This is a genomic window from Cryobacterium sp. TmT2-59, assembly GCF_004403545.1.
In the GTDB taxonomy this organism is placed as follows: domain Bacteria; phylum Actinomycetota; class Actinomycetes; order Actinomycetales; family Microbacteriaceae; genus Cryobacterium; species Cryobacterium shii.
Genome location: NZ_SOGM01000037.1, coordinates 1 through 16996, shown reverse-complemented (window position 1 = coordinate 16996; position 16996 = coordinate 1). Strand labels below are relative to the sequence as shown.

The following is a 16996-nucleotide window of genomic DNA, read 5'->3' as shown; positions in this document are numbered from 1 at the left end:
CGCCGCCCCCTCCATCGGGTGGTGCCCGCCGATATTCTGACCAACACGAGGGGGAGGCGATCGAGTGGGGATGCTTGGAGTGCGCGCGCTGACGGCGCCGATCCGCCCCCGCGGCCCTGCCACCCTCCTGCTCTGGCTGGCGTGGACGCTGGTGGCCGGCGCGGCCGTCGCGTCTCTGCTCACCGGCTTCGGCCCGCCGAGCGCGGTCAGCGGCTGGTTGAACGTGCTCGCCCAGTGGGCGGCGGTCGTGCTCTGCTGGGTGGAGGTGCGACGGGCCGGTTCCGGGCGCGTCCTCGAGCCGCTGGTGGCCACGGCCGTGACCGCCTTCGCCGCCGGTCACGCCACCTACCTGCTGACAACGGATGCCGCCGCTCCGCATCCGTTCCCGTCGGGGGCAGACGTGGGCCATCTGGTGTTCAACCCCCTGATCCTGGCGGCGCTCTTCGTGCTGGTCTACCGGCAGCTGCGCACTCTCTCCTGGCTGGTGACGCTCGACAGCGCCGTCGGGGTCTTCGGCGCGGCCGCCGTGCTGTCGGTCGTCGTCGGCCCGATCCTGGCCGCCGGGAGCGGTGCGTCGTCGCCGGAGGCGCTGCTGGCGGTGGCCTACCCGTCCTGGGACCTGACCATGGTGGCCGTGGTCACGGGCATCGCCGCGGCGCACGGCCTGAGCGTCGGCCGCAACTGGAACCAGCTGATCCTCGGCCTGCTGATCTTCACGGTCGCCGACTGCCTGTTCGCCTTCCGGGCCACCGGCCCCGGCTACGTGATCGGCACCCCGCTGGACCTGGGCTGGACCGTCGGCCTCCTGCTCGTGGCAGTCTGGCTGCGCGGGTCGACGGCGTCCCGGGCGGAGGCGGCCCCTCCGGTTCGCGGTGCGTGGGCGATGGTGGTGCCCTCGATGGCCACTGTGTGCGGCATCGCGGTGCTGGTGCTGGCCAGCCAGGTGCGGGTGCCCGTCACCGCGGTGGTGCTGGCCAGCCTGGCCCTCGTCGGAGCGTCGATTCGCACCATTGTCGCGTTCGGCGAGCTGCGGCGCACGGTGAACCTGCTCGCGCAGACCCGCACCGACGAACTGACCGGCCTGCTGAACCGGCGGGCACTCTACGCGGATGTCCCCGGGCTCTTGGAGGACGGGGGCCGCCGCGCCCTGCTCCTGCTGGACCTGGACCGGTTCAAGGAGGTCAACGACAGTCTCGGCCACGACGCCGGGGACCGGCTCCTCCTACAGGTCAGCGCGCGGCTGGCGCAACTGGCGGGCGCCGGAGACCTGCTGGCCCGGCTCGGCGGCGACGAATTCGCGATCCTGCTCGACGGGGCGGGCGAGGCCGAGGCGGAGGTGGTCGCCGTCACCCTGCGGGACGCGCTCGCGGTACCGTTCACCCTGGCCGGGATCGCCCTGACGACCACCGCCAGCGTCGGCATCGCCCTGTTCCCGCAGCAGGGTGCCGACCTCACGGTGCTGCTGCGCAAGGCGGACATGGCGATGTACAAGGCCAAGTCCTCCCGCACGGGACACCACGTCTACCGCCCCATCGACGACAGTCACGGGGACAAGCGGCTGCGCACCCTGGAGGAGCTGCGCAGCGCGCTGGTCGACGACGAGTTCGTGTTGCACTACCAACCGAAGATCGACCTGCAGAGCGGTGCCGTGCGGGGGGTCGAGGCGCTCGTGCGGTGGCAGCACCCCACCCGCGGGCTGCTCTATCCGGATGCCTTCCTGGCCGTGGTCGAGGAATCCGGCCTCATGCACGACCTGACCCAGGTGGTGCTGGCCGAGGCGCTGAACCAGGCGGCACGCTGGCACCGGAGCGGAAAGCCCCTGTCCGTGGCCGTCAACTTCTCGGCCAGCTCGCTGGTCGACGAGAGCCTGCCCGAACGGATCGGGGAGATGCTCCGAACGCGCGGCCTGCCGGCTTCGGCGCTGCAGGTGGAGGTCACCGAGGATTTCCTGATGTCGGACCGAGGCCGAGCCCACGACATCCTCACCCGGGTGCGGAGCCAGGGCATCCGGATCGCCGTCGATGATTTCGGCACCGGTTACAGCTCCCTCGCCTATCTGCGCGACCTGCCCATCGACCAGCTCAAGCTGGACCGGTCGTTCGTGACCCCGATGACGGCGGATGCCCGCGCCTCGGCCCTGGTCTCCTCGACCGTGGTCCTGGCCCACAGCCTGGGCCTGACGATGGTGGCGGAGGGGATCGAAGACGGGGAGGCCTTCGCGGTCCTGGCCGGCTACGGCTGTGACGAGGGCCAGGGGTACTTCATGTCGAGGCCGGTTCCCCCGGACCAGCTCGATCGATGGCTCACCGACCGCGAAGCGGACGCCGCAGTGGGCGCCCCGGCCCGGCGGCGGACACTCAGCCCCGCCGCCGAACCCGCGGGCTGATCCCAGCCGCCCACCCCCGTTCTGGGGTGTGCCGCACGACGCCCGTGGCTCTGGCCCTCCGGCGGCCTCCGCTAGCGTGAAGACAACGGCAAGCGGGGGGAGCGATACACGTGAACGCTCCCGGCTCCGACCGGCCCGACGTCCATCGGCCCCGGCCGGCTTCCTGGCTGATCCGCTTCATGTGGCTGCTCCTGGCCGCCTACTTGGCCGGTCTGCTCCTGCAGGGCTCCGGGTTCAGCCCCCTGGTCAATGGCTGGCTGGGCACTTCGACGCAGTGGCTGCCCGCGCTGGTGTGCTGGGCGGCCGTGCTCCGCGCCGACACCGGGCGGCTGCAGCTGGCGCTGGTTGCGGCGGGCGTCACCGCTTTCGCGGTCGGCTACAGCTACTTCGTGGCGCTCGGCTCGGATGCGCTGCCGTTCCCGTCGTTGGCGGACATCGGTTACCTGCTGTTCTACCCACTGATCCTGGCCGGGCTGGCCGTGCTGGCGCACCGCCAGCGCGGGGAACTGCCGCGGTCGGTCCTGGTCGACGGCGCCATCGGATCGCTCGGCGCGGCATCCGTTCTCGCCGTGGGGCTCAACCCGATCATCGAGTCCGCCGTGACCGGGCCGATGTCCCTGGCCTCCGCGATCGCGGCCGGGTACCCGCTGCTCGACCTGCTGCTCATCTCGGTGATCACCGGCATCGCGGCGGTACGAGGGCTCGACGTCGGCGGCCGCTGGTCCCTCTTCGTACTCGGGCTGCTCGCCTTCACGGCGACCGACGTGTCCTACGCGTTCGAGGTGGCCGGTGACACCTATCGGGTCGGCACGCCCACGGATGCGGGCTGGGCGCTCGGGATGGCGCTGATCGCGGTCTGGGCGGGCGACCTCGCGCGTCCCGGCTCCCGGCCCAGTCGCCCGCTGACCGGCGCGTGGACGCTCCTGGTTCCCGGGCTGGCCACGGTGGCGGGTATGGGGGTCCTAGTCCTCGGCACCCAGGTGCCCATCTCGCCGCCGGCCGTGATCCTCGCCGCGGTGACCCTGGTGCTCGGTGCGGTCCGCACCCAGCTGGCGTCCCGCCAGATCGGACGGATGGCCGACCTGCGGCGCCAGGCCAGCACGGACGACCTGACCGGGCTGCCGAACCGGCGGGCCCTCCGAGCCGAAGCCCTCGTCCGCCTCGCGCCGGGCACCAGCCGGCCGTGCGCGCTGCTGCTGCTCGACCTGGACCGGTTCAAGGAGGTCAACGACAGCCTCGGGCACGACGTCGGCGACCTGCTGCTGGTGCAGGTGGGGTCTCGGCTGAGTCGGCGGCTGCGGGCGGGCGACCTGCTCGCTCGGCTGGGCGGGGACGAGTTCGCGGTGCTGCTCGACGGAGCCGACCAGGAGAGCGCCGTGGCCGTGGCCCGGCAGCTGGACCAGGTGCTGGCCGAGCCGTTCACGCTCGAGGGCATCGCGCTGGAGACCAAGGTCAGCATCGGCATCGCCCTGTTCCCCGACCAGGGCGATGACCTCAAGGCGCTGCTACGCAAGGCCGACATGGCCATGTACAAGGCCAAGTCCGCGCGCAGCGGACACCACGTCTTCAACGGAGCCGACGACAGTCACGGCGACGCCCGGCTTCGGCTGCTGGAGGAGCTGCGCCTGGCGTTGACCCATGACCAGCTGGTGCTGCACTACCAGCCCAAGATCGCGCTGGGCTCCGGCGAGGTGCTCGGCGTGGAGGCCCTCGTGCGGTGGCAGCACCCTAGTCGGGGGCTCCTGGCCCCCGACGCGTTCCTGACCCTGGCCGAGGAAGCCGGGCTGATGCGCGAGCTGACTCGAATCGTGCTCTGCACGGCGCTGGACCAGGCCGGCGCCTGGCGGGCGCAGGGCACGCCGCTGACCGTCGCCGTCAACATGTCGCCCAGTTCCCTGATCGAGGCGGATTTTCCCGAACGGATCGACGCCATGCTCTCGCTGCGGGGACTCTCGCACTCGGACCTGATGCTCGAGATCACCGAGGACTTCCTGATGGCCGACCGGGACCGGGCCAGGGATGTGCTGGAACGGCTGCAGGCCAGCGGCATCCGTATCGCCGTGGACGATTTCGGCACCGGGTACAGCTCCCTCGCCTACCTCAGGGACCTGCCGATCGACGAACTCAAGCTCGACAAGTCCTTCATCATGCGGATGGCCGGCGACGACCGGGCCGCGGCGCTGGTGGCGTCCATCATCCACCTGGGACACAGCCTCGGCCTGAGCCTGGTCGCGGAGGGAGTCGAGGATGCGCTCGCCTACGAGATGCTCCGCGGCTACGGCTGCGATGAGGCGCAGGGCTTCCACATGTCGCGGCCCCTGCCGGCCGCCCGGTTGGACGAGTGGCTCGCCGCCCGCGAGCTGAGCGTCGCCGATTCCCGCTCCGATACGGAATTTGATGCTCCTATTGTTGTCAAGCGCTGACTTTCGGTTGTTCACTGAGCCATGTGCGGTAGCGCTCAGAAAGGACTCGATCTTGGGTGGCGCCGCGTTCAATCCGCGAGATGGCTTTGGGCCAGGCGCTCAGCTCGAGTGCTACTGCGGTCTGGGTGAGGTGCAATGCGAGGCGCCGTGGACGCAGGTCGTTGGTTAGCAGGCCAGGTCGTTGGTTAGCAGGCCGGGCCGTGGGTTTTGCAGGACGCGGTATATTTCGCGGGCGACGTAGCGGTTGATCGATCTCGACGAACCACCCATTTCCATAGCCATCCTGCTCAAGACTCCAGAACTGAATCACTCAAAGTCCCTCCGGAGCTTTAACAAGAGCGCCGTCTCGCTCAAGAAGAAACTAACTTCTGTCGAGACGGCCGCGTTGGCCCGCGAAGCTGCGGTCGTCAAGAAAGCGGCTGACGATGCTGCCGCTGCCGCTGCCCAGGCCGCGGCTGACGCCCAGGCCGCCGCAGCAGCACAAGCTGCAGCGGATGCGCAGGCTGCGGCTGACGCACAAGCGGCGGACGATGCGCGCGCTGCGGCAGAGGAGCGAGCTGCCTCTGTCCCCGCTCCGGTAATCCCCCCGCCGTCCTCGGGGAGCGTCGATAAGTACACGGGGTGTCGGGCCTATGGACCTAACGGCACGTCAATCGACGATAAGGGACGCCCGTACACCAAGATTCCGTGTTAGCTGGGTCAGGGGATCTTCAAGACCGTCTGCGGTCGGGTCGTGCCCTGCAGGTGCTCCCTTCTCGGAAAAACGACGTTGGTTGCCATCGCTTACGGGATTGGGATTTAGCGGCGCGTTAAACAGAGAATGCCCGTCTTATCAGGGAAAATTGTTACTTACCACAGTCACAATTCACTGAGTCAGAAGGGCATCTCGTAGATGCAAGTTTCGCACACCGCCGCCGCCGTGTCCGCGTCATTCGATGGTTCCAACCTCGTTTCGTCGGCGGGTTTGGTGCCCGCGATGAAACTGGCCGAGAAAGCAGGCCTGCTTAGCCTGGCCGACAGGTGGTTGAGCGTAGCCACCGACAAGGGTGCGAACGCCGGCCTGAAGGTCGACTCGCTGGTTGCCGGGATGCTCGCCGGTGCGGATGCCATTGATGACATGACCTTGCTCCGTCACGGCGGGATGCGGAAACTCTTCGCCCAGCTTTATGCCCCGTCAACGCTCGGGTCGTTCCTGCGCGCGTTCACCTTTGGCCATGTGCGTCAGCTGGACGCGATCGCGTCCCGGTTCCTGATCAGTCTCGCCGCTCTGAGCCCTCTGATCAGCCCGGAACCCGATGGCGACTATGTGTTCCTGGACGTGGACGACACCATCATCGAGGTCCACGGGCACCAGAAACAAGGCGCCAGCTTCGGCTACTCCGGCGTCCGCGGGCTCAACGCGATCCTCGCCACTGTGAAGACGGCCACCGGCACCCCGATCATCCTCGCCCAACGCCTGCGCCGGGGCGCCGCCTCGTCCCCGCACGGCGCGACCCGGCTGATCCGCGACGCCCTCGCCACCCTCAGCCGCCTGCCCGGGATAGGAACCGCCCGGGTCCTGTTCCGCGCCGATTCCGCGTTCTACACTTTCGTGGCCATCCACGCCGCTATGGCTGGCGGCGCGGACGTCTCTGTCACTGCCCGCCTCGATTCCGCCGTCAGGAAGCGCATCGCGGCCATCCCGGCAACCGGGTGGACGCCGATCAAGTACACCCATGCGATCTTCGACGAGGACACCCGAACCTGGATCTCCGACGCCGAGGTCGCCGAGATCCCCTACACCGCGTTCACCTCACGGAAGAAAGCGGACCACATCCTCGGTCGCCTCGTCGTGCGCCGGATCCCGGAGCTGAACAAGCAGAAACTCGCCGGCCAGACCACACTCTTCGACCTGCACCGCTTCCACGCGTTCTTCACCACCAGCACCCTGGACACGGTCACCGCGGATAAAACCCACCGCGCCCATGCGGCCATCGACCTCGTGAATTCCGACCTGAAGAACAGCGCCCTGGCCCACCTGCCCTCCGGTGTGTTCGCAGCCAACGCGGCCTGGCTGGCCCTGGCCGTCATCGCTTTCAACCTCACCCGCGCCGCCGCGGTGACCGCCGGCACCGGTCTGGCCCGGGCCACGACCGCGACCATCCGCCGGAAACTGATCAACATCCCCGCGAGGACCGCCTCGTCAGCCCGGCGCATCACACTGCACCTGCCCGAGAACTGGCCCTGGGAAACCGGCTGGGCCCACCTCTTCGACCACGCCTTCGCACCACCGAGCCCAACCCCGACCTGACCCGCCCGCCCCGACCCGGGCACACCCTGGAAACCAAGTGGAACAACGCGAGCAGCGAGGCTCAGCGCACAACCACGCCCCAGCACGCCGCCGCAACTCAAATCAGAAAACGACTCCCAACCTCAGCCGGTCGGTGGAATGAGGCTTAGGACAGCGTCGAACTGAGCAGCAGACTCGTCTCGCTGTTAACGACGCCCTCGACGGAGCGAATCTGGCCGAGTAGCCGGTCGAAGTTGCTCAGCGTGTCGGTCCGGATCTCGGCCACCAGGTCCCAGCCGCCGTTCGTGGTGTGTAGCGCCCGGACTTCGGGAAAGCCGCGAAGTTGGCTGATCGCCCGATCTGTTGAACGCCCCTCGACCTCGATGAGCGCGATCGCCCGGATTGAGTCGGGATCCCGCTCTTCGCGAACCCGGACGGAGAATCCGATGACGGTGCCCGAGTCCAGAAGCCGCTGCAGCCGGATGTTCACCGTTGCCCTCGTGACTCCGAGGTCATGGGCAAGCGTGGTGACGGGGGTTCGCCCGTCCGCCCGCAGCGCGCCGATTAGGCGGCGATCGAGGTCATCGAGCGTATGCATGATTCACACTGTACAGCCAGGGGAACCATCTTGAAAGATTAATGGAACATATCTGCTCGTTCTGCTCGTTACGCGTTCACATTGCCTGGTCATAGGCTAATTACAGAAAACAAAAAGAAGGTTGTCGTGGTGCGTTTTATGAACGTAAAGAACATCACCGCCCGGCCGTTCGGCTTCGACATCGTCGTGGTAACGAGCGTGCGGGACGCGGTGGCGGGCGCCGACATCATCACGACCTCCACTACTGATGAGACCCAGGAGGCGGGGCGCACTCACTACGACTAGATCGCCATCTTCGACTCGGTCGATTTTGTCATCGAGGACTTTTCGGTGCTGCGCTACCTGCGCGATTCAGTCGCCGGTGCCTCATTCTTCGTCGAACTCGATCCGATCGCCGGTCCCTTCGATCCCAAGAACCTTTTCGGTCTGGTCGCTGACGCTATTGTCTCGATTTCTGCTCGGCCGTAAGCGCTGGCTCTTTGGGGCGGTGATCGGCGTGCCGTCAATGTTAAGTTCAACCACTGCGTTTTTAAAATCTGATCAGGCATTGCCCTGCGTCGGTTTCTGACACGCTCCACCGAAATGCACGGCAGATTTCAAGAACATCCATTTCAAGAACATCCGTGAACTCGTCACTTAGTTCCCTCGGCTGCTAAGCCCGGAAATCTTTCGACCTGACGATCGGATGTCACATATCCGTATCAACGCCGGAGGTCATCATGGTCCAACCAAGGTCCGAGGTCGGGTCTGTCCCGACCGAGCCCGAGGGGCGCACAACCGAGCGCGCCCTGTCCCTGCCTCAGTCGACTGCACTGATTATGGGCAGTATCATCGGTGTCGGCATCTTCTCGCTGCCCTACGCATTATCGGCGTATGGCCCGATCAGCCTGGTCGCCATGGGCCTCGCCACCGTCGGGGCGGTCGCGCTTGCGCTGATGTTCGCGGTGATGTCGCGACGCCTGCCGGCTGCCGGCGGACCGTATGCCTATGCACGCTCAGGGTTCGGCAACGCGGCCGGGTTCGTTAACGCCTGGTCCTACTGGATCACGGCATGGGCGGGCAACGCGGCGATCGTCGTCGGCTGGGTGTACTACGTCGAGCACTTCCTAAACAAGGACGGCGCGGTCGGCTGGTCCATCCTGATTGCCCTCGTCGGGTTGTGGATCCCGGCCGTGATCAACCTGACTGGCGTGCACGCGATGGGTTCGGTCCAAGTCTGGACGACGGTGTTGAAGTTCATTCCGCTGGCCATCATGTCGACCGTCGGGTTGTTCTTCATCAAGGCGGGGAACTTCACGCCGTGGAACCTCAGCGGTGACAGCAGCCTGTCGGCGATCGGTGGAGCGATGGCGATCGCACTGTTCAGCTATTTGGGCGTCGAGACCGCGGCCGTTGCCGCGGCGAAGGTCCGCGATCCCGAACGGAATGTCCCGAAGGCGACCATCTACGGCACGCTCGCTAGCGCCATCGTCTACCTGCTGTCGATGGTTGCCGTGTTCGGCATCGTGCCCGCCTCGCAGTTGGCTATGGACGTGAACAAGGCGTCCTACTCCGTCGCGGCCAACTCGATCGTCGGCGGCGGTTCCTGGGCCGGGGACTTGGTGGCGTTGGCCGTCATCGTCTCCGGTATCGGCGCGCTGAACGGCTGGACAATGATCTGCGCGGAGATGCCGTTGGCTGCCGCGAAGGACGGGCTGTTCCCGGCGCGGTTCGGGAGCCTGTCGCGGCGCCGGGTTCCGGCCTTCGGGATCATCGCGTCCACCGCGCTGGCTTCGGTCGCCGTGGTGATCAGCTATCTGGGAACCAGCGGCTCAACGGTGTTTACCACCCTGGTCCTGATGACCGGGATCACGGCGGCCGTGCCCTACGCATTCTCCGCCTTGGCCCAGATCAAGTGGCGTTGGCGGGACAGCCACCCAGTCCACACGTCGAGGTTCGCGTTCGATGTGTCGGTGGCGGTCGTGGCGCTGATCTTCTCGGTCGCCTTCATCTACTACTCCAGGAACACCAGCGACTTGTGGTACGTCGTCTGGGGCCCGTTCCTGATGGCCGGCGGCGCGTTCGTCGTCGGGATCCCGGTCTACCTTGCGCAGCGGCACCGGATGACTAAGCCGGCCCCCGTGCCCGAGTACCGCTGAGCATTTACACCATCAATATAGTAAGGAATAGCCATGCCATTTCGTGTTGAATCCGAAGTAGGAGTGCTGCGCCAGGTGATCGTCCACCGCCCGGGTCTCGAGCTCAGCCGGCTGACCCCGGACAACGTCGACGACCTGCTCTTCGACGACGTCATGTGGGCCGATCGGGCTAGGGAGGAGCACGACGCGTTCGTCGGCCAGCTCAGAGAGCGCAACGTGACGGTGCACTACTTCCGCGAACTGCTCGCCGCGGCGCTGGACGCGCCGGGTGCCCGGGAGTTCCTGCAGAAGTGTCTGACCACGGCCATCCGGTTCGGGCCCGCGCTGGACAAGCCGCTGGAGCGGATCGTCGACCAAACGTCGTCGGAGGTGCTTTCCGAGCTCCTGATCGGGGGCGTGCTCAAGAGTGACGTCATGCCGATGCTGCACACGCCCAGCCTTCTGATGGAGTCCCTCGGCATCGACGACTTCCTGCTGCGGCCTCTGCCGAACCACCTGTTCCAGCGCGATAACTCGGCCTGGATCTACGGCGCCCTGAGCATCAACCCGATGGCCAAGCAGGCCCGCAAACGCGAGACCATCAACTCCCGCCTGATCTACAAGTTCCACCCGATGTTCCGCGACGCCGGGCTGGAGATCGTCTACGGCGACGATTCCCTGCCCCACGAGCCCGCTACCGTCGAGGGCGGCGACGTGCTCGTGATCGGTAATGGGGTGCTGATGATCGGGATGGGCGAGCGGACCTCACCCCAGGGGGTCGAGACACTGGCCCGACTGCTCTTCCAAGGCGGCCATGTCCGCCAGGTGATCGTCGTCGAGCTGCCGAAGGAGCGAGCGTTCATGCACTTGGACACCGCCATGACAATGGTCGACAGCGACGCGTTCTCCGTTTATCCGTACCTGCCCGAGACGCTGCGCGCGTTCATGCTCACCCCGGTGGGGTCCGGCGGCGACTACGACATTACGGAGCACACGGACCTGTTTCCTCTCGTGGCCGAGGCCCTCGGCGTCGACAAGGTCCGGGTCCTGCGCACCCCAATCGATCGCGCGGGTGCGCAGCGAGAGCAGTGGAACGATGGGAACAACTTCCTCGCCGTTTCCCCCGGCGTCGTGCTGGGCTATGAGCGGAACACGACCGCCAATCGATACCTCGCCGACGAGGGCATCGAAGTCGTACCCGTCGTGGGATCCGAGCTCGGCCGCGGCCGCGGCGGTCCGCGATGTCTGTCCTGTCCAATCGAAAGAGATGCGGTGATCCTGTGAGCTTTAACCTGCACAACCGGAGTTTCCTTAAGGAAGTCGACTTCACCCCGAAGGAATGGAAGTTCCTCCTCGGGCTGGCCGCGGACCTCAAGGCAGCCAAATACGCCGGCACTGAGCTGCCGCGGCTAACCGGGAAGAACATCGCCCTCATCTTCGAGAAGACCTCCACCCGGACCCGCTGCGCCATGGAGGTCGCCGCGCACGACCAGGGCGCCCACGTGACCTACCTCGATCCGAGCGGGTCACAGATGGGGCACAAGGAGTCCGTTAAGGACACCGCGCGGGTGCTGGGCGGGATGTTCGACGCCATCGAGTATCGCGGCTCGGCGCAGACCAACGTCGAGACGCTGGCCGCATCGTCGGGTGTGCCAGTGTGGAACGGGTTGACGGACGAGTGGCATCCCACCCAGGCGCTGTGCGACATGCTCACGATGCGCGAGCACTCCACCAAGAACGACCACGAGATCGCCTTCGCGTACCTCGGAGACGCGCACAACAACGTCGCGAACTCGCTGCTGGTGGCAGGGGCGCTGATGGGCATGGACGTGCGCATCGTGGCCCCCCGCCAGCTGTGGAACACCGACGATGTGATCGCGGCCGCCCAGACGATCGCCGAGAGCACGGGCGCGCGGCTGACCCACACTGAGGACGTCGCCGAGGGCGTGGCCGGGGTCGACTTCATCTACACCGACATCTGGGTCTCCATGGGCGAGCCCAAGGAAACTTGGGACGAACGCATCGCCGCCCTGCTTCCCTACCAGGTCACCGCGGACGTCTTGGCTAAGACCAGCAACCCCGACGTCAAGTTCATGCACTGCCTGCCGGCGTTCCACGACCGGAACACGGCCGTCGGGGAACAGCTGTTCAAGCAGACCGGCCTCGGCGAGCTCGAGGTCACGGACGAGGTGTTCGAGTCGTCCAGCTCCATCGTGTTCGCTCAGGCCGAGAACCGGATGCACTCGATCAAGGCGATCATGGTCGCCACCCTGGGTTCCTGATGCGCATCGTGGTCGCTCTCGGCGGCAACGCGCTCCAGGAGCGCGGCGCCCCGATGACGGTGCAAAACCAGCGTGCCAACGTCGCCAAGGCGTGCGCCGCGCTGGCGCCAATCGCCCAGGAGCATCAGCTGGTGATCTCCCACGGCAACGGGCCGCAGGTCGGGCTGCTCGCGCTCCAGGCGGCCGCCTACGACCACACGTCCGAGTATCCTTTCGACGTCTTGGGCGCCCAGACCGAGGGAATGATCGGGTACATGATCGAACAAGAACTCGGCAACCGACTCCCGTTCGAAAAGTCGATCGCGACGATCCTGACAATGACCGAGGTGGACCCGGCGGACCCGGCGTTCACGGACCCGACGAAGTTTGTCGGGCCGGTGTACGACGCCGACGAGGCGCGTCGCCTGGCGGTGCTGCGGGGGTGGGTCGTCAAACCCGACGGCGACCACTGGCGTCGGGTGGTGCCCTCGCCCATGCCGCAGCGGATCTTCGAGCTGAGCACGATCAAAACGCTGGTGGAGGCCGACACGGTGGTGATCTGCGCCGGCGGCGGTGGCATACCCACCATGTACCAGCCCGGCTCCCGCAAACTCATCGGCGTCGACGCCGTGATCGACAAGGACCGGGCCAGCGCGGTGCTGGCCCGGGACCTCAAGGCCGACTCCCTAGTGATCGCCACCGACGCGGACGCCGTCTACACCGGCTGGGGGACGCCAGAACAGCGCGCCATCATGCTCGTCCACCCGGACACGCTCGCGAACTTCGACTTCCCGGCGGGCTCGATGGGACCCAAGGTTGAGGCTGCGATCGACTTCGCCCGCAACACCGGTCGCGACGCCTTCATCGGATCCCTGACAGAATTGCCCGCGCTCCTGGACGGAACCGCGGGTACCCGGGTCTCCGTGACAGCCAACGGCGTGGCCTACCGCTGACCCCGCCGCGGTCCCACGACGCCGGTCCACGGCGGCTGACGGGGACGACAGAAACCTGCCCGGGCCGACTCAACGGTCCGGGCAGGTGCGCGTATACGGCAGGTTGGGCAGCGCGGCCTTCTCCCGCAACCAGGTCATGACAGGAGGAACGGCCTCGACAATAAAGTTGGCGATTGGAGTCAAAACGCGAATCAGTTCGCCGATTTTCTCAACCAGCAACGTGCGTGGCTCGACGCTGAAATCCTCGCGTCTGAGCTTTCACGGAATCCCAATCCGCAAGAAGATCATATAAGTTCGGCGATCCCATTGATCTTGACAAGGATAAGGAACGAAACCCGGGCTGGCCGCCAATCAGAGGACGCGCTTGATTGAACGCGGCCTCGAACTCGACCTTGGAACCGGCCAGCACCGAAAAAAATGCATGCTCAAGGATCATGCCCTCGGCCTCTCAGACCTGCTCCGGAGCCAAATCGGCGGGAGGTCAGTGGGTCCCGCTTAGCCTCAATACCGTTCAGTTGAGGCTTTGCGTGTTTCTGCGTCTTTGTCACGGACCTGCGCGAAGCTCGGAATCCGGCTGACACACTCAGCACCTTACCGACCTCAGGGTCGCGGGAAGATCGAGCGGTTCTTCAATACCGTGAACTCGCAGTTCCTCACCGAGATCACCACCGTCGACACCAAAACGGGCGAGGTCGATGCGGGGGTGGGCAGCATGGTGACGTCGTTGGATGAATTGAATGCGTCGTTCACGTCGTGGGTGGAGATGGTTTACCACCAGGCCGTGCACTCCACGACCGGGCAAACACCGTGGCAACGCTGGGATGCCAGCTGGGTGGGCCGCAAACCGGTGCGGAAATCGCGGGATGATATCGCGGAAGCGTTCCAGTGGTCAGCGATCCGCACGGTGACGAAGTCCGCGACCGTGTCGTTGCAGTCCAACACCTATCAAGTCGATCAACTCCTCGTCGGCAAACGCGTCGAGCTGATCTATGACCCCTTCGACCTCGCCGGGCTGATCACCGTCTCGGCTGGCAGCGGCGTCCCGGCCGGCATCGCCGTGCTGAGCGAAATCCGCCGCCACGTCCAGAAGAAGGCCGCGTCTGCCGCAGCCGACACCGCCGAGACCGGCGCGAAGAACGCCGCGTCCGGCATCGACTACCTGCGCCTGGTCGAGACCCGGCACAAGGGCACCATGGCCGGGGAACCGATCAGCTTCGTCAGAGCGTCCGCCTCGAAACGGGCCGCGGTCGTCTTCGTGCCGACCATTCAGGAGGCCGCCCGATGAGTATTGACACCCTGCAATCGCACTACGGTTTCACCCGCATGCCCTTCGCCCGCGATATCCCGCCGCAGGCCTTGAACCCGTACCCGTCGCATCGGGAAGCGATCGCGCGGATTGATTGGTGCGTCAGTCAACGCCAGCTCGGCTTGATCAGCGGCGAAGTCGGCGCCGGCAAAACCGTCGCCGTCCGTGCTGCCCTCGCCGGCCTCGAGCCGTCCCGGCACCAGGTCATCTACATTCCCGACCCGACGATCACGATGCGCGGCATCCACACCCGCATCGTCACCGCGCTCGGCGGCACCCCCGCGTTCTTCTCCGGCGTCCTCGCCTCCCAAACCGCCGAACTCCTCGCCGGCGAACTCGACGAACGCGCCCGCCTGCCCCTGGTCGTGATCGATGAAGCCCACCTGCTCACCAACACCGACCTCGAAGCGCTCCGCATGCTCACCAACAGCGACATGGACACCGGGTCACACTTCGCGATGCTCCTCATCGGCCAGCCCACCCTGCGGCGCCGGCTCAAGCTCGCGGTGCTCTCGGCGCTGGATCAACGCATCTCCACCCGCTACACAATCACCGGGATGAACGCCGCGGACACCACCGATTACATCCGCCCAATACGCGTCGGCGCAGATCACCGAGTTCGCCGCCGCACATGGCATCACCCGGTCGATGGGATACACCGGAATCTGCTGGGACAACGCCATGGCCGAGAGCTTCTTCGTGACCTTGAAAACCGAGTTCTATCCAACTCGCCGCTTAACCCGTGTCCACTCTCCGGGGTCAAGGTCAGTCGCGCACGCAGTGGATTCGTCGGCCAAACCAGGGATTGTACAAGGCGCGTGAAACCGAGGCCGTCATTTCGGGAGCCTCGGCCTCCGCACCCGTAAAACTTGGCCCGACGTGTTAGCCGCTGCGGCGTCGGGGTTGTAGGTGATGGTGTCGAGGTTGTACTCGAAGTACACGAACTGGTTGTGCGGGGCAGTGGGATGCCAACGGCCCTCGCCGCGGGTGGCGAGTCGCCGGGTGCCGAAAGTTCGATAGTCGCTCACGGGTGTCGACCAGGGTTGAGGGGTGAAGGTGGAGCCGTCCGGGGTGGTGCTCATCCGGTCGTCGGAGATGAAGTCGACGAGGTCGCCGTCGCGGAAGGTCAGGTCGGCGGTCACGGTCTGCGCACCGTTGGTGAATACCCCGCGGACATGGTTGTCGTCGAGGGGCTGCCAGACGATGGGGGCGTCAATGAGCGCCGCGGGTGCGAGGATGCAGAGGTCGTTGAACAGTGTCACGGTTTCGGCCCGGTCCATCTCCGGCCCTGCAGCATTTGCCATCGGCAGCATCGAGCACAGCTTGACGCGCATGGTGGCGGTGCGCCCGACGAGGACGTGGAGGACGTCGACCGGCAGGCCGAACATCGTGGCGTCCATCCAGAACAACCGGCTGGGCGCGGGCCCGTAGGTGTTGACCTGCTCGCCGGTGTAAGTCATCCATCGCGACGTGGCGCTGGCACGTATCCGGCCGTGAATTTTGGCGCGCAGAGAGGACACCCGGGGTTGACCGACGGCGCCGGAGCGCCGCACGTGCTCGGCGACCAGCTCTGGCAGGTGGGCCAGGTCGGCTTCGGTCAGGGCCACGCCGGAGCGCGGTTGGGCTTCGCTGAGCGCGGCCTGCACGCGACGCCGGTACTCGGCACGGTAACTCGTGGGGCCGTGGGACACGAAGGTGTATCCCAGAGTGGCCAGCAGCAGGAGGTTTGCCAGCGTGCCTGTTTTGGCGTCGCTCCATGAGGTCAGGATTGCGGTCTGCGAGATCAGGACGCCCGCGGTGCCGGCGACCCACCACATGCGATTGCGGGCTGCGAGCAGCACACCGGTCGCTATGACTGCGATCGCGGCGGTCAACCAGACCAGGCCGAGCGCCGGTTCGATCGGCTCGGTGAGAGCTTTCACCTCCGCCCAGCCGAACCCTTTGGCTGCGCCGAGCAGATGGATGAGACCGTGCCCGACGAGCACGACAACGACGATCCACCGCATGAAGGTTCTCATCGGGTCGCGTCCCGAATCTGGCGGGGGAAAGGGTTTTCGACGCGGTTTGTTCGGGTGCCTGACATGGGTGTGCCTTCGTTTTCGTGGGGGTGGGGTGAGTTGCCGATATCGTTCATTCATCGCGACCCGAGGCGAGGTCCTTCACGCCCGAGAAGCAGTTCTCGCGCACCCGTGCTTCGCCTCGACGAGAATCATCAAGGCCTCGCCCAGCACGCCGTCGTAGGCCGTCGCTTCGGCCATTGCCTCGGATGGCATCGCGGGCGTGAGGACATCCAAGTCGGCGACGTCCCTCAGCACCGCGACTTGCGCCGGATTCTGAGGATCGACAAACGTTCGAATGTTAGTGACGCCGAGGGGGCCGAAGACCTCTTCGCGCTTCGGTGAGGCAAACCAATGATCCTTGTCCTTCACATCATGGTGGGCGATCACGGTTGGAATAACGCCTCCTCTCGACGGGGGCTAGGAATCACCATCGCCCACTGTGCAGAACGTTAGTAGTCGGTCCGCACCCGGGCAAGGCTTGGGTCAAGTCCAAATGTGTGGTGTAACGGGATTGCCGCGTGATTCTTGGATTTCTAGGCGCTGAGGGCGCCGAGTTCGGTTGTGGGTTCCTCCTTGTCGGTCGGGATGAGGGTGAGGCGTGAGCGGCTGAGGACGTCGAGGCC

At 66.1% G+C, this 16996-nt stretch carries 17 protein-coding genes; 12 read left to right on the top strand and 5 right to left on the bottom strand.

The window, feature by feature from the left end; translation table 11 throughout:
* Positions 1–70 precede the first annotated feature (70 nt).
* The 4 genes from E3T24_RS06110 to E3T24_RS06095 all read left to right on the top strand — a co-directional run bounded on the left by E3T24_RS06110 (position 71) and on the right by E3T24_RS06095 (position 7099).
* The gene (locus E3T24_RS06110; RefSeq protein WP_241978637.1) at positions 71–2386 is read left to right on the top strand and encodes an EAL domain-containing protein; all 2316 of its coding nucleotides are present in this window, start codon (positions 71–73) and stop codon (positions 2384–2386) included.
* A 110-nt stretch (positions 2387–2496) separates the two neighbouring features.
* Positions 2497–4809, top strand: coding sequence for an EAL domain-containing protein (locus tag E3T24_RS06105; RefSeq protein WP_134434422.1), 2313 nt, complete (start codon positions 2497–2499; stop codon positions 4807–4809).
* Positions 4810–5053: 244 nt separating this feature from the next.
* Positions 5054–5503 (top strand): hypothetical protein, encoded by a 450-nt coding sequence (locus E3T24_RS06100; protein WP_134405106.1) that lies wholly within the window; start codon positions 5054–5056, stop codon positions 5501–5503.
* A 198-nt stretch (positions 5504–5701) separates the two neighbouring features.
* Positions 5702–7099: an IS1380 family transposase gene (locus tag E3T24_RS06095; RefSeq protein ID WP_134434421.1), complete on the top strand. Its 1398-nt coding sequence runs from the start codon at positions 5702–5704 to the stop codon at positions 7097–7099.
* Between the two features lie 145 nt (positions 7100–7244).
* On the opposite strand, the gene E3T24_RS06090 is transcribed toward E3T24_RS06095, so the two are convergent.
* Complete coding sequence (locus tag E3T24_RS06090; RefSeq protein ID WP_134404351.1) at positions 7245–7676, bottom strand: Lrp/AsnC family transcriptional regulator; 432 nt, start codon at positions 7674–7676, stop codon at positions 7245–7247.
* A gap of 138 nt (positions 7677–7814) precedes the next feature.
* Between E3T24_RS06090 and E3T24_RS06085 the strand changes: the two genes are divergently transcribed.
* The 6 genes from E3T24_RS06085 (at position 7815) to arcC (ending at position 13007) form a co-directional block, all read left to right on the top strand.
* Positions 7815–7961: a hypothetical protein gene (locus E3T24_RS06085; RefSeq protein WP_134434420.1), complete on the top strand. Its 147-nt coding sequence runs from the start codon at positions 7815–7817 to the stop codon at positions 7959–7961.
* Between the two features lie 45 nt (positions 7962–8006).
* Entirely contained in the window at positions 8007–8144 is a 138-nt protein-coding gene (locus tag E3T24_RS17280) for a hypothetical protein (protein ID WP_160141017.1), read from the top strand.
* A 251-nt stretch (positions 8145–8395) separates the two neighbouring features.
* On the top strand, positions 8396–9814 hold the full coding sequence (locus tag E3T24_RS06080) for an amino acid permease (RefSeq protein WP_134365812.1): 1419 nt from the start codon (positions 8396–8398) through the stop codon (positions 9812–9814).
* A gap of 33 nt (positions 9815–9847) precedes the next feature.
* On the top strand, positions 9848–11077 hold the full coding sequence (locus tag E3T24_RS06075; protein ID WP_134365813.1) for an arginine deiminase: 1230 nt from the start codon (positions 9848–9850) through the stop codon (positions 11075–11077).
* Positions 11074–12075 (top strand): ornithine carbamoyltransferase, encoded by a 1002-nt coding sequence (gene argF, locus E3T24_RS06070; RefSeq protein WP_104171449.1) that lies wholly within the window; start codon positions 11074–11076, stop codon positions 12073–12075. The genes E3T24_RS06075 and argF overlap by 4 nt, the downstream gene beginning before the upstream one ends.
* Entirely contained in the window at positions 12075–13007 is a 933-nt protein-coding gene (arcC, locus tag E3T24_RS06065) for a carbamate kinase (RefSeq protein ID WP_134365814.1), read from the top strand. Before argF ends, arcC begins: the two co-directional genes overlap by 1 nt.
* Positions 13008–13076: 69 nt before the next feature.
* Here the strand turns inward: arcC and E3T24_RS17275 are convergent, their stop codons facing one another.
* Both E3T24_RS17275 and E3T24_RS06060 read right to left on the bottom strand, forming a co-directional pair.
* Positions 13077–13226, bottom strand: a complete 150-nt coding sequence (locus E3T24_RS17275; protein ID WP_160141016.1) for a hypothetical protein — start codon at positions 13224–13226, stop codon at positions 13077–13079.
* On the bottom strand, positions 13216–13443 hold the full coding sequence (locus E3T24_RS06060; RefSeq protein ID WP_134402501.1) for an antibiotic biosynthesis monooxygenase family protein: 228 nt from the start codon (positions 13441–13443) through the stop codon (positions 13216–13218). Before E3T24_RS06060 ends, E3T24_RS17275 begins: the two co-directional genes overlap by 11 nt.
* Positions 13444–13719: 276 nt before the next feature.
* Here E3T24_RS06060 and E3T24_RS06055 point away from each other — a divergent pair, with 276 nt between their 5' ends.
* Together E3T24_RS06055 and E3T24_RS06050 are read left to right on the top strand one after the other, a co-directional pair.
* Entirely contained in the window at positions 13720–14292 is a 573-nt protein-coding gene (locus E3T24_RS06055; RefSeq protein WP_347232646.1) for a Mu transposase C-terminal domain-containing protein, read from the top strand.
* Complete coding sequence (locus E3T24_RS06050; RefSeq protein WP_198418089.1) at positions 14289–15179, top strand: AAA family ATPase; 891 nt, start codon at positions 14289–14291, stop codon at positions 15177–15179. The genes E3T24_RS06055 and E3T24_RS06050 overlap by 4 nt, the downstream gene beginning before the upstream one ends.
* Here E3T24_RS06050 and E3T24_RS06040 read toward each other — a convergent pair.
* Both E3T24_RS06040 and E3T24_RS06035 read right to left on the bottom strand, forming a co-directional pair.
* Entirely contained in the window at positions 15147–16331 is a 1185-nt protein-coding gene (locus E3T24_RS06040) for a DUF6544 family protein (protein ID WP_134434419.1), read from the bottom strand. The two genes, E3T24_RS06050 and E3T24_RS06040, sit on opposite strands and share 33 nt — an antisense overlap.
* Before the next feature lie 141 nt (positions 16332–16472).
* Positions 16473–16760: a hypothetical protein gene (locus tag E3T24_RS06035; RefSeq protein ID WP_241978635.1), complete on the bottom strand. Its 288-nt coding sequence runs from the start codon at positions 16758–16760 to the stop codon at positions 16473–16475.
* Positions 16761–16996 lie beyond the last annotated feature (236 nt).

What these genes read in the sequence shown, in the direction of transcription:
- E3T24_RS06110 (WP_241978637.1), top strand. Translation starts at nt 71, where the DNA reads ATGCTTGGAGTGCGCGCGCTGACGGCGCCGATCCGCCCCCGCGGCCCT.
- E3T24_RS06095 (WP_134434421.1), top strand. Translation starts at nt 5,702, where the DNA reads ATGCAAGTTTCGCACACCGCCGCCGCCGTGTCCGCGTCATTCGATGGT.
- E3T24_RS06090 (WP_134404351.1), bottom strand. Translation starts at nt 7,676, where the DNA reads ATGCATACGCTCGATGACCTCGATCGCCGCCTAATCGGCGCGCTGCGG.
- E3T24_RS06085 (WP_134434420.1), top strand. Translation starts at nt 7,815, where the DNA reads ATGAACGTAAAGAACATCACCGCCCGGCCGTTCGGCTTCGACATCGTC.
- E3T24_RS06080 (WP_134365812.1), top strand. Translation starts at nt 8,396, where the DNA reads ATGGTCCAACCAAGGTCCGAGGTCGGGTCTGTCCCGACCGAGCCCGAG.
- E3T24_RS06075 (WP_134365813.1), top strand. Translation starts at nt 9,848, where the DNA reads ATGCCATTTCGTGTTGAATCCGAAGTAGGAGTGCTGCGCCAGGTGATC.
- arcC (WP_134365814.1), top strand. Translation starts at nt 12,075, where the DNA reads ATGCGCATCGTGGTCGCTCTCGGCGGCAACGCGCTCCAGGAGCGCGGC.
- E3T24_RS06060 (WP_134402501.1), bottom strand. Translation starts at nt 13,443, where the DNA reads ATGATCCTTGAGCATGCATTTTTTTCGGTGCTGGCCGGTTCCAAGGTC.
- E3T24_RS06055 (WP_347232646.1), top strand. Translation starts at nt 13,720, where the DNA reads ATGGTGACGTCGTTGGATGAATTGAATGCGTCGTTCACGTCGTGGGTG.
- E3T24_RS06050 (WP_198418089.1), top strand. Translation starts at nt 14,289, where the DNA reads ATGAGTATTGACACCCTGCAATCGCACTACGGTTTCACCCGCATGCCC.
- E3T24_RS06040 (WP_134434419.1), bottom strand. Translation starts at nt 16,331, where the DNA reads ATGAGAACCTTCATGCGGTGGATCGTCGTTGTCGTGCTCGTCGGGCAC.